The sequence below is a fragment of the Listeria grandensis genome, from assembly GCF_014322885.1.
Taxonomy (GTDB): Bacteria; Bacillota; Bacilli; order Lactobacillales; family Listeriaceae; genus Listeria_A; species Listeria_A grandensis.
Genome location: NZ_JAASUG010000003.1, coordinates 46,200 through 72,995, shown reverse-complemented (window position 1 = coordinate 72,995; position 26,796 = coordinate 46,200). Strand labels below are relative to the sequence as shown.

Genomic DNA, 26,796 nt, shown 5'->3' with positions numbered 1-26,796 from the left:
GAAAGAGGTTGTAGCAAAATGAATAGTAAAATGAAGAAAGTAATTAGTGTGTTAACCGTAACTTCTATTTTAGGAACAAGTATTGTAACACCTTTTAACGTATTCTCAGAAGCACCAGTAGAAGCAACGGTATTAGCCACAGCCCCGAAGTACACGGTTCCAGCAACACAAGCACCTTATTTATTGTTTACGAAAACGAATGTCTCTAACTACTTACCAAATATCAGATTTAACGGTTCCTATCTGGTGGTTGATGTAACTAAATTGCCTAAAGGGTATGGCTTGCAAACGAGCCTCCCAGACGGAACGATTGACACGCAATATTCAACTACCGCCGTAGGAGTGGCACAGAGCCTATATATCTATATAGAAACCCAAAAATTCGGTAAAAATACAATGGTTGGCATCAATGTTATCTCACCAGACGGCAAAACAGTAGAACGAAATGATGCTATTTTGACTGCAGCCGACTTTATAGGCGATTTGACAGGACTTCAAGATTTTGGTCAAAAAGTCTATAATTTATATGAGAATACACTATTTCTTCACCTTGCAAAAGGGATCACACAAGCCGACATAGACACAGCATATGCCGCTGCGCAGAATGTAGCATCCTCTTATGAACGAGACCGTTTAATGCGCCTTTTAGATGAAATGCAGTGGGAATTCGATGATAACAATGCTAGAGACCTACAAAAACAATTTAATAATGCTAATGGGGCTGTTAGTGATTTATTTGTTAATAATGAACAAACAAGTGGGACTATTAAATCTACTGTAACGCAAAGCGCGATTGATGCGGCTAAAGCTTTGGTAAATCAATTGACAGATTCCACACAGAAAACAGAGATGTTAGTAAATGTGCAACTAGCCCAAAATTTTTTAAACAGTTCTAATTCGGCATCAACGCTCGCTCTCACTCCCACGAGACCTTTTGATGCAACGAATGCAGTACTAGGGCTGTTCGCAAACAATAATCCGAGCACCAATGTACTAAAGCCGACAACCGATCAACAAGCAATTGATGATGCACAAAAATTAGTGGACGGATTAGCAGATGTAACTATAAGAGCAAACATGCAAGTAACAATGGAACAAGCAAAAGATTTATTGAAAGTAAAAAATACACCACAAGACTATAGTTTACTGGCGAATGATGCAGATATAACATCAACAGCCGTTACAGGAACAGTAGGTAAAGGCGTTACCAGTGTATGCCTACTTATAGATGGTGTTGTGAAGGCAACTGTAACAGTAAATACAGATCGAACTTATAGCCTCTCCACAAACAATTTCATCACACAAGGCTCAAAAGTAGAAGTAGCAGGATACACTGGTACAACCGAAGTAGCTCGAAAAATAGTAAAAGTCAGCAACAATGAGAAACCGCTTGTTCCAGGAGCCAATGAAGGGCTAGCAAAACAAATGGCAGCAACAGCAGTACTTGCCCTTTTCAAAGACAACGAGCCAAACACGAATACACTCAAACCAACTACAGCCCAAAAGACAATTGATTTTGCCCAGAATATGATTAATGTAGTCCTAGACCCAGTCGTGAAAGCAAATATGCAAAAAGAGCTAGACAAAGCACAAAATTTACTGAGTGGAACAAAGGCACCAGAAAACTTCAGTTTAATAGTAGCTCCATATCAACTTGGTAAAGATAGCTACGTAACAGGACAATTTTCTGGTAGCATCGCAAAAATCAGTTTGACAGTCAACGACGTAGAAGGTAATAAAATAAGCGTCACATCACCAGACTTTAAGTACTATGCCAATCCACTTATACGTAATGTAACAGATAGCGTGAAGCTAACTGCATATGGCGTTGATGGAAAAGTACTCGACACAAAACCAGTAGCAGTAACAAAACCTGTGGTAGCTGGATCTATCACTTCCATAGCACCATATAAACTTGGCACGGATGGCTACGTAACAGGGACATTTACAGGTGATATCACTAAAGTAGAACTACAAGTCAATAAAGTAGCAATCAAGCGCATTGGAGTAAGGGATGGTATTATCAATTTTTATGCAAAACCAAACATCACGAAGACTACAGATGTCGTGGAAATGGTAGGCTATAACTCAGCTGGCGAAGTAGTTAGCACAAAAGCAGTACCTTTTGCATCTGCTGGTTTGAGCGGTAGTATGATAGTAGAGCCTTTCCTCCTCGGCGTAGACGGTTATGTAACAGGAACATTTACAGGTGATATCACTAAAGTAGAACTACAAGTCAATAAAGTAGCAATAAAACGCATCGGGGTAACAGATGGTGTCATTAGATTTTACGCAAAACCAAACATCACGAAGGCTACGGATGTTGTAGAAATGATAGGCTATAATTCAGCTGGTCAAGTAGTTAGTACAAAAGCAGTGCCTTTTGTTTCTGCGAGCCCGTATGATAGAGTAACAGTAGAGCCATTCCTTCTTGGTACAGATGGCTATGTGAAAGGCAAATTTACTGCGGATGTAGCAAAAATTAGCTTAAGTGTAAATAATGTTCTTCAAAAGACGATTAGTGTTCCAACAACAGGATCAGACTACCAATACTATGCAAAATTATTGATTAAAAATCGGACAGATAGTGTAACCTTAACAGCTTATGACGCAACAGGTAGCACGATTAATATAGTAAGCGTACCAGTGTTGTAAATTAAGTTTGAGATAGAGATTAAAGACTGTTCTGAAGTGAAAACACGTACTAACAATTTAATCTAGTGCGTGTTTTCGTATATATTAACAGTCAAACCAGCGCAGTGTATATTATGTGAAAATCGAAATCAGGCTTACTAAGTTCTACGAAAATATATCTACTGATTCCATATTCGAAAATAATTAAAAAACTTTCAAAAAAGCCTTGCCAAACCTAATTAGTAGTGATATTATATTAATTGTTGCTAGAACAACTTGTTCTAAACTATGCGGGTGTAGTTTAGTGGTAAAACTACAGCCTTCCAAGCTGTTGTCGTGAGTTCGATTCTCATCACCCGCTCTTAAATATGTTATCAACGCAGTGTTTCGACCTTTATAAGCGAAGCATTGCGTTTTATTTTACTCGAAATGCTGCATTGGGTAACAGGAAGGCAGTCTCATTTCATTCCACTGCATATGGAGGCTCTAAATCGGGAAGATACCCTCATAAGAGCTACAACAAAGCTGGGTCCGGTTGCTTAAAGCCATATTTTCATCTTACCAAAAGTCAAAAGATACTAAGAACTGAGGTGCGAACCTTGCAAAATATAGATATGAACGACTTAAAACAAGACATCATTGAGTACGCAGCTGAAATAGGTATTCAAAAAATAGGATTTGCTTCGGCGGATCCTTTTTTGGAATTGAAAGCGCGGTTAGAAGTCGCGGCGAAAGAGGATGTTTTAACTGGTTTTGAACATCCAAATATCGATGAACGTGTTTATCCTGACCTGATTTTTAAGGAGCCACGGTCGATTATTGCGATTGCGCTTGCCTACCCTTCAAAAATGAAGAATGAACCGGTGAGCAGAAAAGAAGCGAGGCGTGGCATTTTTTCGCGTGCCTCGTGGGGAACGGATTACCATACAGTGCTTCGCGAAAAACTGACGTTACTAGAGGCTTTTATCGCAGAGCGAGTTCCGGATGCTCGTTTTAAATCCATGGTAGATACGGGCGAATTTTCTGATGTGGCGGTGGCAGAGCGAGCGGGCATTGGTTGGCGTGGCAAGAATACGCTTTTGATATCGCCAGAATTTGGCTCTTTTATTTATTTAGGGGAGATGCTGACGAATTTGCCGCTTGCGCCGGATAAACCGATGGGGGATTTGTGTGGCGATTGCAATAAGTGTGTCGAGGCTTGTCCTACGGGGAGTTTGCTCGGGGAAGGCAAGATGAATCCGAAGATTTGTCTGAGTTATTTGAGCCAGACGAAAGGCTTTTTGGATGAAAAATATCGAGATGTGTTGCATAATCGGTTATATGGTTGCGATACGTGCCAGTCTGTTTGTCCGTACAATCGGGGACATGACTTTCATTTCCATGAAGCGATGGAGCCGGATCCAGAGCTTGTGAAACCGGAATTAAAGCCATTACTTTCTATATCAAATAAAGAATTTAAGCAAAAATTTGGTCCGATGGCTGGGTCTTGGCGTGGCAAAAAGCCGATCCAACGCAATGCGATCATTGTGCTTGCGCGTTATAAGGATAAGACGGCTGTACCCGAGCTCATTCGTTGCATGACAGAAGATCCACGTCCGGTGATTCGGGGAACGGCAGCCTGGGCGCTTGGAAAAATTGGCGGCGAAGAGGCAGAACAGGCGCTATTGCGAGCGGAAGAACAAGATACAGAAGTACTCGCAGAAATTACGCGAGCAAAGAATTTAATAGGAGCAAGGTGAAGAATTTGGCAAATCATATTGTGCTTTATCAACCAGAAATTCCGGCAAATACGGGTAATATTTCAAGAACGTGTGCAGGAACGGATACCTACTTACATTTAATTAGACCGCTCGGGTTTTCGACGGATGACAAGATGCTTAAGCGAGCAGGGCTTGATTATTGGGATCATGTGAAATTGAACTACTATGATTCCATCGAGGAGTTTTTTGAAAAAAATGCAGGTGGTGAATTTTATTTCATTACAAAATTCGGACGCCATTTGTACAGTGATGTCAACTATCAAGATACGGACAAAGATTATTTTTTCATTTTTGGGAAGGAAACGACAGGGTTGCCGGATGCCATTTTAGAGGCGCATGAGGAGACTTGTTTGCGGATTCCGATGACGGATCATATTCGGTCGCTAAACCTTTCGAATACGGCAGCCATTTTGATTTATGAATGTTTGCGACAACAGCAGTTCGGTGCGCTAGATCAGATGCCGCAATATGAGCGTAAAATTTTTAAAGATTAGGGGATGAGTGGGATGAACGAAACGATTGAGGGGATTCTGAGTCATTATTCGGTACGTGAATTCACAAAAGAGGCATTGACAAAAAGTGAGATTGAACTGCTCGTTAAAAGCGCACAGGCAGCCTCTACATCAAGTTTTGTGCAAGCATACTCCATAATCGGTGTCACGGATACAAAGTTGCGTCAGGAGCTCTCTGCCGTTGCTGGGAACCAGGACTATGTCGTTCAGACTGGACAATTCTTTGTTTTTGTCGCGGATTTGTCACGGCATCACGAAATTGGTAAAGCGCGAGGTGTGGAAACGAACTCCTTGTCATCCATGGAGCGGCTACTTGTGGCAACCGTTGACGCGACATTGGCCGCACAAAACATGGCCATTGCTGCAGAATCGATGGGCTTTGGTATTTGTTATATCGGCGGCATTCGCAACGACCTTGTGAAAGTTTCGGAGTTGTTGCACATTCCAGATTATGCGACACCGCTATTTGGCTTGACAATTGGACATCCGAAGGCGAATTCAGAACCGAAGCCGAGACTTGCTACAGACCTTGTTTATCACGAAAATCATTTCCAACCAAAAACAATGGATGACTTCAAAATGTATGACGATACCATCCGCGATTACTATGCAGCTAGAACTGGTGGCAAGCGTGTGGAAGGTTGGACGGATCAAATTGAACGCGGTTTGAAACACCCAACAAGGAAAGATTTGAAAGACTTTTTAGCTAGTAAAAATTTAGGAACAAAATAGAAAACACACTAAGATGAGCAGGTAAGACCATGACCGTGGTTTTACCTGCTCATCCTAGTATATTTTGATGTCTATAAAACAAATTCTGTCATACTTGTAGAGGGAAATAGCGCGAAGATATGTCTAAATGTGCCAGCCCTTATTTCATGTATCCAAGGATTAAATCTTGCTCGGCTTGTATCTCTAGTTTACGAAGAAGCAAGGTATATTGATATAAAGCGGTGTTTGAGCACGTGAACTTGTTTTGTTGGAGTTGTTGATAAAGATATTCCAGTGTAGCTGTAAAGACAAGATGGAAGTAGTGCACTGTTTCTAACAATGGCGTTCCGATATCCTTCCGATCTTCTCCAACATTTTGAAAGACGGATGTACTGACATAATTCTGCTGCAGTTGTTGATTGATCATGTGAAAGAGTTGTGTGATTTCCTGCGCCTGTGTCATAAGAAATCCATCATATTCTTTTCGCTGTGTATATTCTTCGGACTGTGTGTAATAAGTGGAAATCCAATAGCGAACAATGTTTTCTCTATTTTGTTCGATATATTGAAAAATTTTTTGCACCATACGAATACCCCACTTTCTAAATACTACCATTCCATTTTATTATACTGTCTTGGCGCATAAAAAGATAGCTGGTTAGCCATTGTTCACAGAATTGTCGGAATTATGGAGATTTCATGTAGCATATCCCCTTTTAATATAGATTGAATGCTCGGCAAGGGTGCTCGTTAACATATAATGTTGCATATAATTTGAAAATATAAATTAATCTGAGCTCAACATGCATTTCACAATTCGCTCGCTATCCACCCAAATTTCCGCTATACTCTAAAGTAATGAAGTTCAAAAAGGAGAACCACATGAATACAAATGAAGTGATGCAGCAACTTGAATCTCTCGGTTCTGAGCAAACCAAAAAGACCCTCTGTAAACATGGCGCTAACGAACCAATTTTTGGTGTTAAAATCGGGGACATGAAAAAATTTTTAGTCAAGAAAATAAAGGATCCAGACGTCTCACGTGAACTTTTTGCGACTGGGAACTATGATGCTCAGTATTTAGCTGGCTTAACCATCGATCCAAAAGAAGTCACAAAAGAAGAACTTCTCAACTGGGCAGAAATTGCAAACTGTTCCGCTATAAACGAAGCTATCGTAGCAAGCCTCGCAGCAGAAACACCATATGCAACCGAACTCGCAAAAACATGGATGGCATCGAGCGAAGAACGAATGGTGGATACTGGATGGAGCTGTTACGCTAATTATTTATCACTGGCACCGAACGAGGAAATTAACGAAGCCGAGGTGTTCACTCTTTTAGAAAATATCGAAAAAAATATTCACGACGCCAAAAACAGCGTGAAATACACGATGAATCAATTTGTCATCTGCACCGGAACCTACTACCCTCCTCTACTTGAAAAAGCCATTTCTGTTGCAAAAAAAATCGGCCAAGTTCACGTAGATATGGGTGACACCTCATGTAAAGTTCCACTAGCAACTGACTACATCGAAAAAGTGATTGAAAAAGACCGCGTCGGAAAAAAACGGAAACGCGCAATTTGCTAGATAAATAATCAAAACTTAAATTCTTATGAGATTTATTGCTTGACTAAACGTCAGAAAAGGATGGAACATCTGTTGATACTAATCAACTTTTGTCCCATCCTCTTCGGTTTTTGACTATTTTAGTCCTTAACGGGGAAATCCGCGTTTTGCTAGCGAGATCCCCATCTGGTATCTCTACTTAACTTCCTTACCTGTGTAAAAGCCCGTATAGTCAATGTTAGCGTCGAGATCCCCATCATAACCATCTAATCGATAATCACTGGCAAATTGCCATAAACCAACTGGGAACGGAGGTTCTATAGGTGTTTCAGGCCAATAAGCGAGCCAAAAATTATCAATGGACAATTGTTCAGGGTAAAATCGATTTTGATACCATGACAGAGAAGCGTAAACATCTAATTTTTGGTAGCCATGTTCTCGCATTCTATCCAAAAAAGCATTAGTTTGATCTGTTAGCATTTGGCGATCTTTCGTCAAGCCATTGCTTTCTAAATCTACCGCCATGACAGAATCTTTCGGTACTTGTAACTTGTCTGCTATTTTAGCAAACCAATCTGCTTCTTCTCGCGCGTTTTGGATGCTGTTCATCCAACTGTAATGATAAAAATTCACTCTAATTCCGGCTTCAAGTGCACCCTCTATTTGTTTTTCAGCCTGCAGATTTAAAACGGGCTGATCATCTTCCATCCCTTCTGTGAGCTTAATAACCACCGCTTCTATACCTTGTTCTTTCCATTTTTTAAAATCAATTTTTTTAGGATCTTGCCACTTAGAAATATCAATAACGTTTGGTTTTACGGGCGTACTGGCCGCGTGAACACTGTGTAATGTCAATGAAACACCTAGGCATACCGTGGCAAGGAAGAATAGCATCATTTTTTTTCTCATCTTTTAACCCCTTTTCTTTGTGTTTGATCGTCTTGATTATAACATGTAAATACTGTATTAAAAATTACGTTTTTGTAAGGTTGATCAAAATTAAAAGTTACATTTTTGTAAGGTTGATCAAGGATTTCGCTTTTGTCTAACACGAAGTTTTCAATTATTAAAGAGTTGACCACTTTTTTGTGCTTTTAAGAAACGACAAAATAAGATGGAAACCGAAGATTATAGCGCCTAGCCCATATGGTTCAGAAACAGGGAAACAGTGGGCGCAGCTGTTCAATTATTAGCTTCAATCTATCGTCATCAATAGTGAAGTAGTTAAAGAAAATCTAACTCAGTCACAGTAGGAGAAGTATTTTCAGATTTCACATGGGATAAAAATGGGAACTTAACCGCTATTTATTTTCCTTCATGGGCGGCTACAAAAAAATATAATTTCAGACTAGTGGTGGATAATGCTTATCATGCCTCAATTGTTGAAGGAACACCATATTATTCTTATTTGAACGGCATTATATGGAGACTTGCATCCCCCGTAAGTGGTTCTTCAGACTTTAAATTAGAAATAACAGACCAGGAAGGAAGGGATATGGGTTATCTGACTAAGGATGAGTTAGTGCCTATATCTGATGCACAGTGGGTTCAACACGCTAATTATCATCTTAACCATCTGATTGTTCTTGGAGTGAGTACTGAGAATACGCAAGAACAAATTGATGATGCACAAGAGTGTGTTCAGTATATATACGGTAACAAAAAGGTTAAAAGTGAACTTCAAGCTAAAGTTACCGAAGCGCAAAGGCAATATAATTATAATCATAGTCTTACTGCAACCGTAGAAAGTATATTTACAAACTCAAATCATACAGAATTGAAATCGTACGTCACGCAATCTGATCTGGATGACCTGAAAGACCGAGTGGGTGGTGTAGTAAATGTAGTATGGAGAGATAGACTAGCTTATAAGCTTGCAAATGCTCAAAGTATACTTGCAGGAGCTAAAAATCTGCAAGCAGCAATCAACGCAGTCGATAAATTGTTTGGCAACTGTATGCACAACACGCTAGCAAAAGGGATTACCGCGACAAATATTAATAAAGCTAAAGCGTTGGTAAATAAAGTGACCAATGCAGCTAAGAAGAAGGCACTTTTAGATGAAATTGAAAAAGCAGAGCAGTTACAAAATGCAACAACAGCGGAGCAGATAGCGGAACAAGCAACGAATAACCTGTTTGATAAAGATGGCAAGCTAGCTGAGGGAACCACACAACAAGATATTGACAAGGCAAAAGAAGAAGTGAACAAAGTAACAGATAATAGAAGAGGGGGGGCTGGAAGAAGGACGCAGTTGGAAGTTATTGGGTTGGGAGCGTTGGAAAGGTGAACTTGATAGAATATATAGTAAATGGTGATTTTATAGGAACGGAAATGTATGGAGTAATATGTATAATGTTTTTCGTTGTTGCTTGCTACGAGAAGAGCAAAAAATAAAGGATAGATGAAACGAACAAAGTAAATGTAAGAAAGGGCTCGCTGAAAAAGTGACGCTCTTTCTTATGTGTATTTGGTATGTCAAAATGTTTGAAATGGAGTTTAGAAATGTGTCATTGAACATGGTCACTCTTTAAATTAGAAAATAAAATCTAATACATGTTATCTTTTTTAATGAGAATTACGGTGTTATCGTTATTTAGACTATATCGCTAGGAGCTAGCATGTTCTTTTGGGGTATACAGAGTAGGTCAGTTAAGGATGAATCATATTAATTTACCAAGAACGTGCCCATTATTATAGGCAAAAAGAAGAACCTTACAACAAGTGTCATGAGGTCACCTCTGTGCATGTATTAATAAATGATTGAAAACTATCCACTATTCTTACTTACTAAAACAAATCAGTTGTTGCTATAATGAAAAACGCTCTCGAATTGCATTAAGAAGTCCTTCGCAACCTGCGCTAACGAGTCGTTCGGTTTCGTCGAAATTCCCTGTGTAATACGGATCGGGAACATCCGTTGTCTCCTCACCTGCTGCAAAATCCATCAACTTTTTTAAAACAACGGGGCTATCTGCTGGTTTTAAAGCCTCTAAGTCTTGCATATTCGAGCCATCCATACCGATAACATAATCAAAATCAGCAAAGTCTTCCTGACCGATAAGTCGCGCTCGCATTTGTGAATAATCGATACCGTGTTTCGTCAAGATCTGCTGCGTTCCGCGATGTGGCGGATTGCCTAAATTCCAATTTCCTGTTGCTGCGGAATCAATCCGGATCTGATCACCTAAACCTGCCGCTTCGACTTTTGCGCGAAACATCCCTTCTGCCATCGGAGAGCGGCATATATTCCCTAAACATACAAACAATATTCGAACTACCATTCTAATCCTCCCATTCTCTTCGTAATTCTGCCACTTTTTCTGGCCAAAAATGCTGTGATTCAAGCCATGATAACATAGCCGTAACGCGTTTGGGATCTAATTTTCGTCTGAAATAATATATTTGATTTTCAAGCAAGGTAATGCCAATTTGCTGATAAGGCGCTTCTTCCGAATGGAGTAAATGATCCAAATGCGTCAAATACCAGTCTTTCTCTTCACGATCCTCCAGCAACTGCAAGATTTCCAAGGTTTTCGCTACATTGGCCATCGCCAGCATCTGGTCCAATTTTTCAAGCGGATATTCGTACACCATATTCACCGCAAAAGGAGAGAAGTACAGCGAGGCAACAAAACGATCAAAATCTTCTGCTACAATGAGCGTTTGCAGCGTTTCAAAATCTACATAAATCACGCAAGGTTCCGCGGTTTGATAATCCAATCCAATGTAACGATGCCCATCTTGATGGAAATAAACTTGGACACCGGGTAAATCGACATCTTGCGCTTCTGGAATCCGTATCTGAAGTTCATCTAAGCCAGCGAGCGTATAAATTTCAGCGTCCGTCAGTCCATAGGAAGTAGGCTCTGCGACGGGAAAATGATTTTTTGCAAGTAAACCACCATTATGTACGCGCAACAATGCCTTGTAAGTATCAGGTAAAGAAACACCATGTTTATGCTCCCATGCCGCAATTTCTGTTTCCGAGGCAGGAGGAGCCGCGTGCAACCAAATATCCATGCCATTCACCTCTTTCTCTCTACATAGTATAGCAAATAGAATCACTTTTGACTCAGAAGAACATCAAAAATGATTCTATTCGATTGTTTCAGGTAAATTCTAGCCGAATTGCGTTCACGATGTCAGCCATTGTTTTATCTGCTAATACGTGTTCCATGGCTAGCTGAGCCTCACGTAAAGTATTCTCCATCGCGGTTTGAATGTGTGCACCGACATGGCAATTTGGGTTTGGATTATCATGAAACTGGAACAACTCACCATCCGCAACGCTATCCACAGCTTTATAAACTTCGAGCAGTGTAATTTCATCTAGCGGCTTAAGGAGTGTTGCCCCACCGGTTCCAGCTCTCACAGCGATGAGTCCAGCTTTTTTTAGTTGGCCACTAATGCGCCGGATCACGACAGCATTTGTATTAACGCTCCCTGCAATTTGTTCGGAGGTTAATGGTAGCTCTTCGGTAGCAATTAGTGATAAAATGTGAGTAGCAACTGTAAAACGACTACTTATTTTCATGCAAACCAACTCCTTTGTAACCATTGTAGTTACAAAACAAACAGATGTCAACTATGTTTTAATTTCAGTCAGAGTGGTACAAATGATTGTGAGGCATAACACGATTGGACAAATCGGAAAAACTAGTTTATAATTATTATTAGATAATAGTTATTATAAATAAGGAGGAGAATTATAAATGAAAACAATTAACTCAGTAGACACGAAGGAATTTTTAAACCATCAGGTGGCGAACTTAAACGTATTTACGGTGAAAATTCACCAAATCCACTGGTTCATGCGTGGACATAACTTCTTTACACTACATGAAAAAATGGACGACCTATACAGCGAATTCGGCGAACAAATGGATGAAGTAGCAGAGCGTTTATTAGCCATTGGTGGCGCACCGTTTTCGACATTAAAAGAGTTCTCAGAAAATGCTAGCGTAGAAGAAGCACCATACACAAAACCAAAAACAATCGATCAGTTTATGGAAGATCTTGTTGGAACATTAGAATTATTGCGTGACGAATATCAACAAGGTATCGAACTAACTGGAAAAGAAGGCGATGATGTAACGCAAGACATGTTAATCGGCTTCAAAGCAGCGATCGACAAACATATCTGGATGTTCAAAGCATTCCTTGGAAAAGCACCATTAGAAAAATAAGTAGTATGACGCAAAGCCTGTGAATGCGGGTTTTGCGTTTTTATTTTTGCTAAAGAAGTTTAACTATTCAAAAAGAGTGGTACATACAGTTATCTAGTTGTAAGCAAAATACATGCGAAATGTGTAGATATCTGCTATTCTTGCAGTAATCGAATTTGGAAGAGGAGTGATGACAATGCAAATCGAAGTAAGCGATCAAGCACAACACTGGTTCAGAAATGAATTTAACACGGCTGACGGTAATGGAATTAGATTATTCGCAAAATATGGTGGCTCAAATAGTTCGCTACATCCGGGTTTTTCGATTGGTTTAGTATCTGAAAAGCCTACAGAAATGGCATTGCAACACAAAATCGGCGATATTTTATTCTATGTAGAGGATCATGATTATTGGTACTTTAAAGACCATGATTGGATCATTGACTACAATCCAAAAAGCGAAGAAGTGACGTTTAAATTCTTTGAGAAAGTAAAATAATAGAGAGCGGGTCCCTGTTTTTGGGGCTCGTTTTTATTTTGTGGAAATCTCCCAAGTTGGCGTGCAGCTATTTACTCCTGACAATGATTCTGCTATTCTAAATGAAGAGAATTAGGGAGTTGAGATTTTGAAGAGATTAACAGGATGGGGCATCATCGCGATTTTTTTAATCGCACTTATTAGCGGATGCTCGAACAATACACAATCAAGCGTGACCGAAAATACATTGAAAGGAGCGAAGTTCACTTTTTTCGATGTGGGGCAAGGGGATAGCACGTTAATCCAAGCCGACGATGGAACAACTATATTGATCGATACAGGGCGCCATGACGATAATCGGATTATGACTTACCTTGAAAAAGCAGATATCCAGAAAATTGATTTGCTGCTTTTAACACACCCACATTCGGATCATATTGGCAACGCGGATAAAGTTATCAACCAATATAAACCGAAAGAAATTTGGATGGATGGACTTGTATTCAATAGTTCGATTTATGAGCGCGTCATTGACGCAGCGCTTGCATCCAATGCGAAATATAAAGAACCAAGACGCGGTGAAAAAGCGACATTTGGCCCGTTTGGAATTCAAGTATTGAGTCCAGATAAACTATCGGATAACGCCAATAATGACTCGATCGCGATCCGTCTGACTTACAAAGATGTGGCAGCTATTTTTACAGGCGACGCAGAGAAGCCGCGCGAACGTGAAATGGTGGATAGCGGTCTGGATTTGAACGCACAAATCCTAGATTTAGGACACCATGGCTCCTCTACATCGAATCAACCGTACTTTTTAGATGCAGTGAAGCCTGAGGTGGCAGTTTATTCTGCTGAAAAAGGAAATTCCTACGGGCACCCACATCGCGAAGTCATTCAGTGGTTGAAGGATCGTGATATTACAACATATGGTACAGACGTTGAAGGGACAGTCACAATTGAGACTGATGGCAAGCAAATTCACGTTGCAACGGAGAAGTCTGGAACACCGAAACCGGGGAATGAAACAGGCAAACAAACAGCGGAAGAACCAGGAGATGCAGTACCTGTCCCTGCTAAAATCAATGTGAATACCGCAACTGCCGAAGAATTGCAGTACCTTCCAAGCGTTGGGCCCGTTTTAGCAGATAAAATTATTGCAGAGCGACCATATCGCACCATTGATGACTTGAAAAAAATAAACGGAATCGGCGACGGCATTGTTAGGCAAATAAAAGAACAAGGCATTGCGACCGTGAAGTAGGTGAATCAACTTGAAAAAAGCGATTTTAGATCATATCGAGGATGGAAAAGCTGTTTTTCTACTAGAGCCTAATCAGCAAACCTGGACAATCCCACAAACAAAAGTACCAAAAAACATTCATGAAGGCAGTTCAGTCATCATCAATGGCACCACAATCACATTAGACGAGCAAACAACAAACAAAAATAAAGCCAGAATCGCATCCAAACTCGAGCAACTACGCAAAAAAAATGGACAATAAACAAATAACTTTTTCAAAAATGGTTGACAGTGTCCGAAATACACGATATAGTTATAAAAAATAAATAACGACGAACGCATTTTATCCAGAGAGGTGGAGGGATTTGGCCCTATGAAACCTCGGCAACAGATCAATTTTTTGATACTGTGCCAATTCCAACAAGCATTTTACGTGCTTGGTAGATAAGATGAGACGACAAAGACTGCATTAATATGGCTGTATAATTATTCGGTACATAGATGTTTGGATTAGAATCTCCTCTTATTAACTTAAGGGGAGATTTTTTTGTGGTAAAGTTGTGTAACTAAGGGAGTGAGAAAATGATTGAATTCAAAAATGTAACAAAAACATTCAAAAGCGGAGGAAAAGAAATAACAGCCTTGGACGGCGTGAGTTTGACCATTGAAAAAGGGGATATTTTCGGCGTGGTTGGTTTCAGCGGCGCTGGTAAAAGTACGTTGATTCGCACAGTGAACTTGCTAGAACGACCGACAACAGGCTCCGTTGCAGTCGGAGGCACAGACTTGACGACATTAAAAGCCAAAGAACTCCGTGCGGAACGAAAAAAGATCGGTATGATTTTTCAACATTTTAACTTACTAAACTCGAAAACCGTCTTCGATAATATCGCGATTCCACTGGCTTTAATACATACGAATCGTAAAGAACGCGAACAACGGGTGATGGAGCTTCTCGCCTTTGTGGGACTAGCAGATAAGGCTAAAAACTATCCAGACCAGCTCTCAGGGGGACAGAAACAGCGCATCGGTATTGCGCGGGCGTTAGCAACCAATCCTGACGTGCTCCTGTGTGACGAAGCAACAAGCGCGCTCGATCCTGAGACGACAGGCGCGATTCTCGAACTACTGCAAAAAATCAATAAAGAATACAATATTACGATTTTACTTATTACGCATGAAATGTCTGTTATTCGCGAAATCTGTAATCGAGTAGCCGTAATGGAAGACGGTAGAGTGATTGAAGAAGGCAAAGTGTTCGATATTTTCTCCAATCCGCAAAGCCAAACTGCTAAAAATTTTGTGAAAACAGTGATTAATGACGATATTCCAGCAAGTGCGTTAAAACTCATTCAGAATCATGATGCGACGGTTTGGAAATTTACATTTGTGGGGGAATCGTCTGGTAATCCACTGCTTTCTAATATTGCGAAACAATTCGATGTGAATGTCAGTGTGTTAAGTGGCAACATTTCTGAAATTCAGGCGATTGCGTTCGGGTACATGATTGTAGAGGTGACCGGGGAAGCAGAAGAAATTGCAAGCGCATATGCCTATGCCGCAACGCAAAATATCAAACTAGAGGAGGTGAGCGTTGATGGAAGTCACATCTGAGCAGCTGAGCACAGCATTTATTGAAACATTATACATGGTTACATGGTCGCTCCTGTTTGCTTGCCTTATTGGTATTCCACTCGGTGTCTTGCTCGTGGTTACTCGCAAAGGACATATTTTACAAAACACAGTGATTTTCAATATTTTAAACCCGATCATTAATATTTTACGCTCGGTACCATTCATTATTTTGCTTGTGGCATTGATTCCGGTGACGCGATTTATTGTTGATTCGAGCATTGGTGTGAAAGCAGCGATTGTACCACTTGTTTTCTACGCAGGACCTTACATTGCGCGACTTGTTGAAAACTCGCTTTTAGAAGTGGATCAAGGAATTATCGAGGCAGCGCAAGCAATGGGTGCCAACGCATGGCAAATCATCTGGCGTTTCATGTTGCCAGAAGGTTTGAGTTCGCTGATTTTGACGCTGACAACAGCAACGATTGGACTTGTTGGCGCAACCGCGATGGCTGGTGTCGTCGGCGCTGGTGGAATTGGTAATTTGGCGATTACTTATGGCTATCAGCGGTATGATAATATCACAATGTTGGTTACCGTCATCATCTTGGTAGTGATCGTACAGAGCGTTCAGTCTTTAGGGAACTTCATTTCTCGCAAAATTCGTCGTCGCTAGGGTGGTATGGTGCTTGGCTTTACCTAGAATCGAGCGTGCCTTGGTTAGGTAAAGGAGTCCGGATGGTGATGAAAGTACAAAGATTCAATAATAAATAATAAGGGAGTTTTTTGGATGAAGAAGTTGGTATTCGTTTTGACATTGGTTTTGTTGGCTGTTGTGGTTAGTGCTTGTGGTGGTGCGGATGAGAAGGCAAGCGGGGATGAGAAGAATCTCGTGATCGGTGTTAGCGCTGGGGATCGGACTTGGCCTGAGATTAAGCGGATTGCGAAGAAAGACGGCATTCATATCGAGTTGAAAGAGTTTAGTGATTATGTATTGCCGAACCGTGCGCTTGCGGATGGGGACTTAGATGCCAATGCTTTTCAAACAATTGCTTATTTTGACTCTTTTATCAAGGAAAATAAATTGGATCTTGAGCCGCTTGCTTCAACGGTCATTGCTCCGATGGGCGTGTATTCTAACAAGGTGAAAGCTATTAAGGATATCAAAAATGGGGCTACAATCGCAGTTCCTGATGATTCGACGAACTATGGCCGCGCGCTACTGTTATTGCAAGAAGCAGGACTTATCACATTAGTCGATGATTTTGATGGGAATGGTTCACCGGAAGCTATTCAATCTAACCCGAAAAAATTAGATATTAAACCAATGATTGCAGGACAAATCCCGCGTGCACTAGATGATGTAGATGCTGCCGCGATTAATAATGGTGTCGCTGTGGAAGCTAAACTGAACCCGTTGAAAGACTCCATTTTCCTAGAATCCGATACAGCAAAACCGTATATTAACATTATTGCGGTTCGTAAAGGAGATACGGATCGTGCGGCGCTTCAACAAATCGTGAAAATTTATCACTCAGATGAAATGAAGAAATTTATCGAAAAAACATATAAAGGTAGCTCGATCCCAGCTTTCGTCCCACTTGATGAGCTAGAAACATACAAAGAAACATGGTCTAAGAAGTAAATTCGAAAAAAGGAGGCGTTCGTAGATGGTAGATACAAAAATAACATGGTCTGAAGCCATAAAAACCAATATTGATGTGCACAAGGATTTTTATATTGAAGTTAGTCATGCGATTCATGATCGCCCGGAAATCGGCAATGAGGAATTTTACGCTAGCGAAAAATTAGCAACAATTCTTGAAAAAGCCGGTTTTACGGTAGAAATAGATGTAGCAGGTCACAAAACCGCATTTATCGCGCGCAAAAAAGCAACGAAACCAGGCGCAACCGTCGCATTTTTAGCGGAGTATGATGCTTTGCCAGGACTCGGCCATGCCTGTGGACATAACATCATCGGTACGACAAGTGTCGCCGCAGCCATTGCACTCGCAGAAGTTATCGAAGCAGTCGGCGGAGAGGTCGTTGTACTTGGAACCCCAGCTGAGGAAGGTGGGCCGAATGGTAGCGCAAAGGGCAGTTTTGTGAAGCATCATCTACTTCAAGGTATCGATGCTGCGCTCATGATTCATCCATCCAGTGACTCCGCGCTGACGACGCCATCGCTTGCAGTAGACGTATTAGAGTTTGAATTCTTCGGAAAACCAGCCCATTCTGCTGCCAATCCAGAAGATGGTATTAATGCACTCGATGGTTTGATCCAATTTTATAACGGTGTTAATGCCTTGCGTCAACATGTGACTTCGGACGTCCGCATTCACGGCATTATTTTAGACGGCGGTCAAGCACCGAATATCGTACCAGATTACGCTCGCGCTCGCTTTTTTACACGTGCGGATAAACGCCATCGCTTGGATGAGGTAACGAAGCGTGTTATTCAAGTTGCAGAAGGTGCGGCCATTCAAACAGGTACGACATTTAAAGTCACGAATATCCAGAACGGCGTCGATGATTTTCTGATTAATAAGCAGTTTAATCGCGTTTTTGCCCGGATTGCCGAGCAGTTGGATGAACCACTAAAAACCGATAGTCGCGGCATTGGTTCAACGGACGCTGGGAATATCAGCCAAGTCATTCCAACGATTCACCCCTATATCAAAATTGGTGCTAGTAATCTTGTCGGGCACACGGTAGAATTCCGCGAAGCCGCAAAATCAGAGGCGGGAGACAAAGCCTTGATCCAGGGTGCAAAATTGATCGCGTTAACCGCACTCGAACTTTATACAAATGAGACTCTGCTGGCCGATATTAAGAAAGAATACGATGAAACAAAGCAAATCTAATGCACACAAAAAGGAGATAGGCGTGTCGCTTGTCTCCTTTAATGTGATAAACGTTATATAATAATTCAATTAATTTTGAAAAAGGTATTTATTTTCACATCGAAATAGCGTATGATAGAAGTATTCACACAGAAAAGGGGAGTTTTACATATGAAAAAAGGAGTTATTATCAGTACCATTTTAGTAGCAAGTACACTTATACTCGCAGCATGTGGTGGGAAAGACACGGCGAGTGACGCATCAAACAAACAAGTATTACGCGTGATTGAAACAACCGAAATCCCACTCATGGATACCTCACTTGCGACAGATGGCGTCAGTTTCACTGCGATGAATCAAGTGTTCGAAGGATTGTACACACTAGATCAAAAAGATCAAATCATTCCAGCCGCGGCCGAAGCGATGCCTGAGATAAGCGAAGATCAAAAAACATATACGATCAAAATTCGTGATAACGCGAAATGGTCCGATGGTTCCGAACTGAAAGCTGCTGATTTTATTTACGCATGGCGCAAAGTCGTGAATCCCAAATCAGGTGCCCAATACTCATTCCTATATCGCGATGTCGTTGAAAACGCGAGTGATATCATTGACGGCAAAAAAGATCCAAAAGAACTGGGCGTTAAAGCGCTAGACGATAAAACCATCGAGATTAAGCTCACTCAGGCTGTGCCATACTTCAACTCACTGCTCACATTCGGCCCATTCTACCCGCAAAAAGAAGCTTACGTAACAAAAGAAGGAAAAGATTTTGCGAAGGATTCCGATCATATGCTGTACAATGGTCCATTTACGATGACAGACTGGTCTGGAACGAGTAAAACTTGGAGCTTCCTCAAAAACGACAACTATTGGGATAAAAAGAACGTGAAATTAGATCGTATCGATGTCCAAGTTGCTAAAGAACCGGGTTCCGCAGTCAATCTTTATAACACGGGAAAAGTTGACCGCGCTCCGCTCACTGGCGATTATGCAAGCCAGTACAAGGATAACAAAGAGTTTGTGGCAGAACCAGACTCCTATGTCTACTGGCTTAAATTCAACCAGAAACAAAGCGATGTTGCCAATGTCGAATTACGAAAAGCGATAGCGAAGGCGATTAACAAAGAAGCGTTGGCGGATACCGTTATCGCAAATGGTGCTACTGCAATTAACGGCGAAATTCCAAACGGCTTTGCCCAAAACCCACAAACCGGAAAAGATTTCCGTGAAGATAGCGGCGACCATCTCACCTATAACGTTGCGGAAGCGAAAGAACATTTCGCTAAAGCCAAACAACAACTCGGCAAAAATGAAATCACATTAGAACTTGTTGGTGATGATCAAGAATTTGCCAAGAAAACTTTAGAATTCATCCAAAGCGAGTTAGAAAGTCATTTAGAAGGCTTGAAAATAAACCTAAAAACGGTCCCTTATAAAAACAGGCTAGCACTCGATAAGGCACAAGATTACACCGTTCAACTTTCACGCTGGGCACCAGCTTACAAAGACCCAATGACATACATCGCAAGCTGGCAGACAGACAACAACTATAACAACATGAGCTACTCTAGCCCGGAATATGACAAGCTGACAACTGAGATTACGACAACACTAGCGACAAATCCAGAGAAACGTTGGCAAGCCATGCTTGATACAGAGAAAGTATTACTAGATAAGGATGCAGCAATTGCGCCACTTTATCAAAACGCAACGGCTGTGCTTGAAAAACCATACGTAAAAGGCGTTGTTAAACACTTATTCGGCGCTCCGTATAGTTTTAGATGGGCATACATTCAAAAATAATGAGGAGCCATAAGTTCCAATAAATTGGCTCTCAAGCACGGATTGCTTCTAGCAGGAGTCACGCCTTACCCGAAAAAATGGGTTGCGTGATTTCCTGCTTATTTTTATGTGAAAGGGTGTTTTGTCTAGCTCACTTTATCAAATACTTTCTTATCTCGAGCTGCATCTAGTCCCATAATGAGCAACAGTAGTGTAGCAACGATAAGTATGCCAAGTGGTGCCGTGTAGCTATCGGTCACATCGTGCAGAAGCCCGAATAAGGTCGGTCCTGTCGCGGCTAGCAAGTATCCAATAGACTGAGCCATCCCAGATAAATCTGCCGCTTCTGATGCCGTTGTGGTTCGCAAGCTAAAGAACATCATGCAAATACTAAAGGCGGTTCCTGACCCAATCCCAATCATAAATACAGAGGCACTTGTGAGAAAAAGATGACCGGAGCCGAACATCAATCCAGCCGTACCAGCCAAAAGTAATACGGCCATCGCAATAATAATCGGTTGCTGTGATTTCATTTTGCTAGCGATTATGGGCACGATAAATGTGAACGGAAGAATGCCTAGTTGTAGTAACGACAGCATAAATCCAGCTTCTGTACTGTCGATCCCTTGGCTGATTAAAATATTGGGCAACCAGGCTACCATTACGTAAAAAACCGTAGACTGCATGCCCATAAAAATTGTGATTTTCCAAGCTAACGGGGAACCCCAAATGCTCTGTTTTGGTTTTTGCACAGTAGAATCAAGAACTACTTTCTTATTATATTTTAGTTGCGGTAGCCAGAACAGAAGCGCAATAATCACAAAAGCCGACCAAACGACAAGTGCTCCTTGCCAGCCAAATCCGGATTTTACTGCAATGGGCACACTAAGTCCCGAAGCAAGCATCGCGCAGACATTCATCGAAATCGAGTACATTCCTGTCATCAGCCCCATTTTAAAAGGGAATTCTTTTTTGATCAAGCTAGGCAGTAGTACGTTACCAACAGCAATGGCGAGCCCAATTAAAAACGTACCGAACAAAAGTAGCGGAATCCCACCAAAAGGCCGAACTAAGCTACCGAAAACCATCAAACATAGTGCAAAAAAGACAACGAATTCCATGCCCCATCTGCGCGCCAATTTCGAAACAAAAGGGGACAAACCTGCAAAGGCGAGAAGCGGTAATGTCGTTAAAAATCCCGTCATTGTATTAGACAGCGGCAAATCGACTCGAATATAGCTGAGGAGCGGACTTATTGCTGTAATCGGTGCGCGCAAATTGGATGCAACGAGTAAAATCCCGATAATAAGCAAAATTCTGCTACGCATCTTTATTTTTTCTTCTCCCATGACTTCATTCTCCTTTCTTCGGCAGTATAATTTGTTTAAAATGCGAAATATACAGATCCACACAATGTACGGCAGAGGCTGCATCCTGATTGCGAATCGCCAAAATCAGATCATTATGACCCGCCGCACTGGAATCATTCATTTCTGTCGTACTCGTAATGGACATTTGAATTTCCTCGAACAGGTGCGCGTACATGTCAATTAAAAGCGGATTATAAGAAGCCGCTGTAATAGCTTGGTGCAACTGCCAATCTGCCTCTACAAACCCCTCTAGATTATTCTCCTTTGTAAATTGGAAGCATTGATCGCGAAACTTCTCCATCTCAATCAAATCCTCCTCTGTGCGACGTAAACAAGCCAACGATACAGCTTCCCGATCAAGCGCATGCCGAACTTCTAGAATTTCAAGCACCGCAGCACCCTGAATTCTTTTTTGCAAAACAGCATTAAGCTCACTTGTCGTTAAAACAAATGTCCCGTCGCCTTGTTTTACTTCAAGCAGGCCGACATGTGCCAAAGCACGGATTGCTTCTCGCAACGTATTGCGACTCACACCAAATTGTTCCATTAAATCTGCCTCAACGGGTAATCGATCGCCAATTTGCCACGTACCATTTTTAATCATATCTTCAATTTGGCTATATACTTGTTCTACCAATGATTTTTTTTGTAATTTATGTATCATTTTAGACACTCTCCTTTAAAGGTAGGATGATTGGTTCATAGGATATATTACCGCGTATTCTGTCAAAAGTAAACCCTAAAAGCAGCATTTCTCAAATTTAATAGAAAAACTAACAAATTTTTTCATGAAAGGAGGAATATGTGTTAGAATATGTTAAGAAACGATGGGAGTGTGTTCATTGGAAGAACTATGGGGAAAATTTAAAGTAAATACTGGACTGCAACGACTTCTTATTTTTGCGCTTCTCATTTTTGTATTATATTTGGTGAGAAGTATGATAGACCTGATTTTATTAACATTTATCTTCACCTTTTTGATTACACGGCTAGAAAAAGTTATTTTGCGGTGGGTGAAAGTGCCACGAAAGCTGATCGTTATTGTGTTATACATACTGATCGTGATTTTCTTATACTTTGCATTTACGCATTATCTACCCATTATTATCGGGCAAATCGTCTCGACCTTTAACGGCGTTATGAAATTCTATAATAACCCTGGAAATAATGATTTTATCAAGTATGTGATGAGCTTGTTCAATGACTCCAATGTGAAAGCGTACATTAATTCCGGTTTGAAATTCATCATTGGATCGCTTAGCGGCATTGGCAGCATTGGGATTTCGTTCTTCATGGCGCTAATTCTCAGCTTATTTTTCTCTTTGGAGCAAGAGCGCGTTGTGCATTTTTCAAGCAAGTTTTTGACGAGTAAAATCGGTCCCGTTTTTCGTGAAATTGCTTACTTTGGCAAGAAATTCGTTGGAACGTTTGGCGTTGTTTTAGAGGCGCAGTTTTTGATCGCCATTGTAAATACAGTGCTGACAACCATTGCTCTGATTGCGATGGGATTCCCGCAAGTACTGACACTATCTACTATGGTATTCTTGCTAGGGCTTATTCCCGTTGCCGGCGTGATTATTTCCTGTATTCCACTCTCTATTATTGCTTACTCAGTGGGCGGACTTACAGACGTCGTTGTTATTTTAATTACGATCGTCATCGTACACGCCGTGGAAACCTACATCCTTAATCCAAAACTGATGTCATCCAAAACCGATTTACCGGTTTTCTATACGTTCATTATCCTTATTTTCTCCGAGCATTTCTTTGGAGTATGGGGGTTGATTGTAGGTATTCCGGTCGTTGTCTTCCTGTTCGATGTACTAGGCGTACGCGGAAACGAAGCGGAAATTAACAACCGCACATTCTTAGGATTCAAAAAGAAAAAAAGTTAGACAAACCAAAAAAGAGCCGCATCCAAAACTTGGATACGACTCTTTTTTAGGGCCATAAAAAGGCTTTTATTGCGTCGTCAACATCTCTATTCTCATGAAGTCTACTATGTTGCGCTTGGCTTCCAGTCATGACAAGCTCTTTATAACTCGCAACGTGATTGAAAATAAATTTGCCAGATAAAGCGCTGGCTAACGAAACGCTAGTGTCACTCTTTGTACCATCTTCTATATCCCCAGCAATATTCAAAACTTCAAGTGAAGCGGGGATCGCTTTTTGGCGCGCGATGAAACCTTGATAGCGTTCTGTTTGCGTCGCAGGTCCATTCTCGGTCAAATCATAGGCCGTTTTACCATCCTCGCCAATAACAAGGCCATTAAAAGGGGCACCAATCGTGACCAGTTTAGCCACCGCTGGGAACGTTGGTTGATTGCTTGCGGCCTCGATATAACTGGTCCAATCGACGCCGCCCATCGAATGCCCGACAACGTTCACCGCCGGAATATGATACGTGCTTTTAAGCTCACGCATCACACTTTGTAGCCAAGCCGTTTGATTCGTTAGTGAGCTCTTATTATCCTCAAAAAGAACTTGAATGAGTGGCTTCTTCGCAAATTTATCCCACTCACCATCGATTTTAATTTGGCCATCAGGTGTCACAGAAATAACGATGGAGCGCGTCGCATCACCATTTCGTGCTAGACGATCCATCATGTGCCCCATCGAGTTTTTCGTTCCAGAATAACCGTGGAGAAAAAGGGTTGGCACATCAATACTCTTCACTTTTGCCGGTGCTTTTTGTTTTTCTGTTGTATTTTGTTGTTCTGATTTTGCCGCATCATGTGTGGCGAAAATAAAGCCGAATCCAATCGCAAATACGGCTAGAATACTAATAGCTACTAAAATTTTCTTCATTTTACTGACCCCTTAAATCCCCATAAAAATTTGGCGACATAGTTATCGACGACAGGTAGCTCATGCATATTACTATGTTTCGCCGTCGGACCTGTCAGTGTATGAGCCTCAACGTATTGATTGCTAAACAATTTCTTGCCATACATCACGCTATCAATTTTAACTTCCCCATCACTGTTCGAACCATCTTCCAAATTACCACCAATAATCATGATTTCCGTCGTAGTCTTTAATCGCTTTTCCATCTGTTTAGCGAATTTTGTATGAATCGCATTCGCATTTTCTAAATCGACTTCTTGGTCCCCATTCACATACTCTTCAGGATAGAAAGGAACCGCCAAAAATACGATTTTCTGAACTTCTGGATAATCGGGATTGTTGGCATAAGAGGACAGATAAGAAACCCAGGCGCCGCCGCCCATCGAATGTCCTACTGCATTAAATTTCTTAATGTCATACGTATCTTCGAGGTAACGCATCACTTTTTTTGTCCATAAAGATTGTTGCGTCACGGTCGCACGATTGTCCGCGAAAACAATATTTATCAGCGGATTGTCCGCTTTCTTACTATAAGTCCCCTTCACAGAAATATCTCCGGTTGGGCTGACCTTTACGGTTAGGGCATCCGTCGCCCAATCATATTTTTGATCAAAACGTCGAATCATTCCATGGAGCGATCGATCCGTTCCACGATAACCATGAATAAAGATCGTCGGTGTCGTACTCTGATTCACTTTTTGGTGTGTCCCGTTTAGTTGCAGCAACACAAATATGGACCCAGCAACAAAAATAGCCGATAAGAGTCCCATCCATAAACTTTTTTTCCACATAAGACATATCCTCTTTTCTAAAATAGCAACATCTTTCTAAAGTATACAAGTTTTTTTGAAAAAACGCACCTTCTATCCTATCAAAAATGCCATCTTTATTTTTACAGCTGGATTTATTTATAGTATACTGAAACAAACACGTAAGAAATGAGGGAATAGTAGAATATGATTAAACGTACAGCCGAGGTTGTTCTAGCTGTAATCGGTATGCTTTTTGGGTTAGTGACCTTAGTAGGGTTTACTGCCATTGGGTTTATCATAGATAGCACAGCCAGTACAAAAGAGGGCGTAGCATCCTTTACAAGAAGTTATGATCAAAGCCTAGAGGATTCAGGAATTGCGGTAAGTGATGTGCCGAGTGCCAAGCAGATTTTAGATATGGTGCATACATATGCTATTTTAGCATTAATCGCAACGATCGTTTTCACGGTTTTGCTGATTATCGGACTGATTGGCATTACTGGAAATAAGAAGCCTGTTTTGGCAGGTTTTATGTTCCTTATTGCTGGAATTATCGTAACCATTGGCGGTTTTGTAGTGGCAGGTTTTGTGCCAGGTCTACTACTTGTTATTGCGGCAATCTTAAGTTTCGTCCGCAAGCCAAAAGATCCATTTTTAGCATAAATAAAATAATGCGATGTAAGCCGTGTCTTGATATAGGATGCGGTTTATTTTCATTTGAAGTGGGAAAAGAGAGAGGGATAGCAATTAACGGCAGGGAGGTTTCACAAAATGCGAAATAAAAAGAATTGGATAATGCTTGGAATGATAGCTGGGACAATTGGAGGTATAGTGACATGCGTGATATTAAATCAACGGACACTGGCTCCTTTGGAAGAAGGAAAAGAAGATTTGGAAGGAAATAATATGGTTTCAGAGGGTGCGATGACAAGCATTGATTACGAAAACAGGAGACAAGAACTAAAGAAATAATGAGTACCTATAGCCTACCGCCAAGCATCTTCACTTGGTAGTAGGCCTTTTTCATATCAGTCTTCTCTTTCTATTAGCTTTTTTCCCTTTGGTGTAATATGGTAGCTTATATCTTCCAAGTGATATACTCGAAAAACATAGCCGTAACTTTCTAACGTGTAAAGGACAACCAAAATTATATCTTTACTAAGGTTCGTTTTTCTCTCTATCTGTGTACTCGCTTTATTGAAGTTTGTTAGCGATAGGCCACCAGCATCTAAATGTTTCAAAATGGTAGTCAGATTCCTATTTAAATCTCTTTTCATTTCCCCTTCACCTCTGTTTCGATTCATCCCAATGTAACAATATCCCCTTGCACAAAAGTTAGAAAGTACCTAATTGTTAGATTTTTCAAGAATCACCCCCAATACCTAGAGACTCCTTGCTTTTTTTAATTATCACCCCCCATCAGAGTATAACCTTTGTAAAGAAAAAATAAAAATCAGAATCGATAGAAAGTGTAACGATTACATCAAAAAAGATACAGGCAATATAATTAAAACGCTATCATTTTTATTTGTGGCGTGCAAAACATACAAGC

28 protein-coding genes, 1 tRNA gene and 1 riboswitch are annotated in these 26,796 nt (G+C 40.9%); of the genes, 19 read left to right on the top strand and 10 right to left on the bottom strand.

Translation table 11 applies throughout. The annotated features are described in order from the left end of the window. Positions 1-18: 18 nt before the first annotated feature. The 5 genes from HCJ54_RS05345 (at position 19) to nfsA (ending at position 5,638) form a co-directional block, all read left to right on the top strand. Entirely contained in the window at positions 19-2,655 is a 2,637-nt protein-coding gene (locus HCJ54_RS05345; RefSeq protein WP_187136896.1) for an immunoglobulin-like domain-containing protein, read from the top strand. Between the two features lie 269 nt (positions 2,656-2,924). Beyond that, positions 2,925-2,995 (top strand) — tRNA-Gly (locus HCJ54_RS05340). 253 nt (positions 2,996-3,248) lie between these two features. Continuing rightward, positions 3,249-4,373, top strand: coding sequence for a tRNA epoxyqueuosine(34) reductase QueG (gene queG / locus HCJ54_RS05335; protein WP_187137062.1), 1,125 nt, complete (start codon positions 3,249-3,251; stop codon positions 4,371-4,373). Between the two features lie 5 nt (positions 4,374-4,378). Next, on the top strand, positions 4,379-4,888 hold the full coding sequence (trmL, locus tag HCJ54_RS05330) for a tRNA (uridine(34)/cytosine(34)/5-carboxymethylaminomethyluridine(34)-2'-O)-methyltransferase TrmL (protein WP_187137061.1): 510 nt from the start codon (positions 4,379-4,381) through the stop codon (positions 4,886-4,888). Between the two features lie 12 nt (positions 4,889-4,900). Continuing rightward, complete coding sequence (nfsA, locus tag HCJ54_RS05325) at positions 4,901-5,638, top strand: oxygen-insensitive NADPH nitroreductase (RefSeq protein WP_187136895.1); 738 nt, start codon at positions 4,901-4,903, stop codon at positions 5,636-5,638. Positions 5,639-5,777: 139 nt separating this feature from the next. Here nfsA and HCJ54_RS05320 read toward each other — a convergent pair whose 3' ends face one another. Further along, the gene (locus HCJ54_RS05320) at positions 5,778-6,203 is read right to left on the bottom strand and encodes a hypothetical protein (RefSeq protein ID WP_187136894.1); all 426 of its coding nucleotides are present in this window, start codon (positions 6,201-6,203) and stop codon (positions 5,778-5,780) included. A gap of 296 nt (positions 6,204-6,499) precedes the next feature. On the opposite strand from HCJ54_RS05320, the gene HCJ54_RS05315 reads away from it, so the two are divergent. Further along, on the top strand, positions 6,500-7,207 hold the full coding sequence (locus HCJ54_RS05315) for a DNA alkylation repair protein (protein ID WP_187136893.1): 708 nt from the start codon (positions 6,500-6,502) through the stop codon (positions 7,205-7,207). 174 nt (positions 7,208-7,381) lie between these two features. Here HCJ54_RS05315 and HCJ54_RS05310 read toward each other — a convergent pair whose 3' ends face one another. Next, positions 7,382-8,095 (bottom strand): GH25 family lysozyme, encoded by a 714-nt coding sequence (locus HCJ54_RS05310; protein ID WP_187136892.1) that lies wholly within the window; start codon positions 8,093-8,095, stop codon positions 7,382-7,384. A gap of 445 nt (positions 8,096-8,540) precedes the next feature. Between HCJ54_RS05310 and HCJ54_RS15550 the strand changes: the two genes are divergently transcribed. After that, the gene (locus tag HCJ54_RS15550; RefSeq protein ID WP_187136891.1) at positions 8,541-9,476 is read left to right on the top strand and encodes a toxin Cry1Ac domain D-VI-related protein; all 936 of its coding nucleotides are present in this window, start codon (positions 8,541-8,543) and stop codon (positions 9,474-9,476) included. A 520-nt stretch (positions 9,477-9,996) separates the two neighbouring features. Here HCJ54_RS15550 and HCJ54_RS05300 read toward each other — a convergent pair. From HCJ54_RS05300 to HCJ54_RS05290, 3 genes are all read right to left on the bottom strand, one after another. After that, on the bottom strand, positions 9,997-10,470 hold the full coding sequence (locus tag HCJ54_RS05300) for a low molecular weight protein-tyrosine-phosphatase (RefSeq protein WP_187136890.1): 474 nt from the start codon (positions 10,468-10,470) through the stop codon (positions 9,997-9,999). Position 10,471: 1 nt separating this feature from the next. Next, a complete protein-coding gene (locus HCJ54_RS05295) occupies positions 10,472-11,209 on the bottom strand; it encodes an SMI1/KNR4 family protein (protein ID WP_187136889.1) in 738 nt (245 codons plus the stop codon). An 88-nt stretch (positions 11,210-11,297) separates the two neighbouring features. Then, positions 11,298-11,723, bottom strand: a complete 426-nt coding sequence (locus HCJ54_RS05290; RefSeq protein WP_187136888.1) for an Rrf2 family transcriptional regulator — start codon at positions 11,721-11,723, stop codon at positions 11,298-11,300. Between the two features lie 178 nt (positions 11,724-11,901). Here HCJ54_RS05290 and HCJ54_RS05285 point away from each other — a divergent pair, with 178 nt between their 5' ends. The 9 genes from HCJ54_RS05285 (at position 11,902) to HCJ54_RS05245 (ending at position 20,296) form a co-directional block, all read left to right on the top strand. Beyond that, positions 11,902-12,375 (top strand): Dps family protein, encoded by a 474-nt coding sequence (locus HCJ54_RS05285; protein ID WP_036064148.1) that lies wholly within the window; start codon positions 11,902-11,904, stop codon positions 12,373-12,375. A gap of 175 nt (positions 12,376-12,550) precedes the next feature. After that, positions 12,551-12,853, top strand: coding sequence for a HesB/YadR/YfhF family protein (locus HCJ54_RS05280; protein WP_036064150.1), 303 nt, complete (start codon positions 12,551-12,553; stop codon positions 12,851-12,853). A 127-nt stretch (positions 12,854-12,980) separates the two neighbouring features. Beyond that, a complete protein-coding gene (locus HCJ54_RS05275) occupies positions 12,981-14,096 on the top strand; it encodes an MBL fold metallo-hydrolase (RefSeq protein WP_187136887.1) in 1,116 nt (371 codons plus the stop codon). Between the two features lie 10 nt (positions 14,097-14,106). Next, complete coding sequence (locus HCJ54_RS05270) at positions 14,107-14,337, top strand: DUF3006 domain-containing protein (RefSeq protein ID WP_185409060.1); 231 nt, start codon at positions 14,107-14,109, stop codon at positions 14,335-14,337. A gap of 78 nt (positions 14,338-14,415) precedes the next feature. Then, positions 14,416-14,526: riboswitch (SAM riboswitch) on the top strand. 131 nt (positions 14,527-14,657) lie between these two features. Beyond that, positions 14,658-15,689 carry a methionine ABC transporter ATP-binding protein gene (locus HCJ54_RS05265; RefSeq protein WP_187136886.1) on the top strand — a complete coding sequence of 344 codons (1,032 nt, stop codon included), beginning with the start codon at positions 14,658-14,660 and terminating at the stop codon, positions 15,687-15,689. Next, on the top strand, positions 15,673-16,323 hold the full coding sequence (locus HCJ54_RS05260; RefSeq protein WP_036064158.1) for a methionine ABC transporter permease: 651 nt from the start codon (positions 15,673-15,675) through the stop codon (positions 16,321-16,323). The genes HCJ54_RS05265 and HCJ54_RS05260 overlap by 17 nt, the downstream gene beginning before the upstream one ends. A gap of 114 nt (positions 16,324-16,437) precedes the next feature. Then, positions 16,438-17,292: a MetQ/NlpA family ABC transporter substrate-binding protein gene (locus tag HCJ54_RS05255; RefSeq protein ID WP_187136885.1), complete on the top strand. Its 855-nt coding sequence runs from the start codon at positions 16,438-16,440 to the stop codon at positions 17,290-17,292. Between the two features lie 25 nt (positions 17,293-17,317). Next, positions 17,318-18,511, top strand: coding sequence for a M20 family metallopeptidase (locus HCJ54_RS05250; RefSeq protein ID WP_187136884.1), 1,194 nt, complete (start codon positions 17,318-17,320; stop codon positions 18,509-18,511). 150 nt (positions 18,512-18,661) lie between these two features. After that, a complete protein-coding gene (locus HCJ54_RS05245) occupies positions 18,662-20,296 on the top strand; it encodes a peptide ABC transporter substrate-binding protein (protein WP_036064165.1) in 1,635 nt (544 codons plus the stop codon). A gap of 125 nt (positions 20,297-20,421) precedes the next feature. Here the strand turns inward: HCJ54_RS05245 and HCJ54_RS05240 are convergent, their stop codons facing one another. Further along, positions 20,422-21,624 (bottom strand): CynX/NimT family MFS transporter, encoded by a 1,203-nt coding sequence (locus HCJ54_RS05240; RefSeq protein WP_187136883.1) that lies wholly within the window; start codon positions 21,622-21,624, stop codon positions 20,422-20,424. Between the two features lie 4 nt (positions 21,625-21,628). Next, on the bottom strand, positions 21,629-22,309 hold the full coding sequence (locus tag HCJ54_RS05235; protein ID WP_185409053.1) for a FadR/GntR family transcriptional regulator: 681 nt from the start codon (positions 22,307-22,309) through the stop codon (positions 21,629-21,631). A gap of 274 nt (positions 22,310-22,583) precedes the next feature. Here HCJ54_RS05235 and HCJ54_RS05230 point away from each other — a divergent pair, with 274 nt between their 5' ends. Continuing rightward, on the top strand, positions 22,584-23,540 hold the full coding sequence (locus HCJ54_RS05230) for an AI-2E family transporter (RefSeq protein WP_244966904.1): 957 nt from the start codon (positions 22,584-22,586) through the stop codon (positions 23,538-23,540). Between the two features lie 46 nt (positions 23,541-23,586). Here HCJ54_RS05230 and HCJ54_RS05225 read toward each other — a convergent pair whose 3' ends face one another. Both HCJ54_RS05225 and HCJ54_RS05220 read right to left on the bottom strand, forming a co-directional pair. Beyond that, positions 23,587-24,453 (bottom strand): alpha/beta hydrolase, encoded by an 867-nt coding sequence (locus HCJ54_RS05225; protein ID WP_187136881.1) that lies wholly within the window; start codon positions 24,451-24,453, stop codon positions 23,587-23,589. Then, a complete protein-coding gene (locus tag HCJ54_RS05220; RefSeq protein ID WP_187136880.1) occupies positions 24,450-25,283 on the bottom strand; it encodes an alpha/beta hydrolase in 834 nt (277 codons plus the stop codon). The genes HCJ54_RS05225 and HCJ54_RS05220 overlap by 4 nt, the downstream gene beginning before the upstream one ends. Positions 25,284-25,448: 165 nt before the next feature. On the opposite strand from HCJ54_RS05220, the gene HCJ54_RS05215 reads away from it, so the two are divergent. Continuing rightward, entirely contained in the window at positions 25,449-25,907 is a 459-nt protein-coding gene (locus HCJ54_RS05215; RefSeq protein ID WP_187136879.1) for a DUF4064 domain-containing protein, read from the top strand. A 108-nt stretch (positions 25,908-26,015) separates the two neighbouring features. Further along, on the top strand, positions 26,016-26,216 hold the full coding sequence (locus HCJ54_RS05210; protein WP_187136878.1) for a hypothetical protein: 201 nt from the start codon (positions 26,016-26,018) through the stop codon (positions 26,214-26,216). 56 nt (positions 26,217-26,272) lie between these two features. Here the strand turns inward: HCJ54_RS05210 and HCJ54_RS05205 are convergent, their stop codons facing one another. Continuing rightward, positions 26,273-26,521 (bottom strand): DUF3116 family protein, encoded by a 249-nt coding sequence (locus tag HCJ54_RS05205; RefSeq protein WP_051998361.1) that lies wholly within the window; start codon positions 26,519-26,521, stop codon positions 26,273-26,275. Positions 26,522-26,796: the final 275 nt, after the last annotated feature.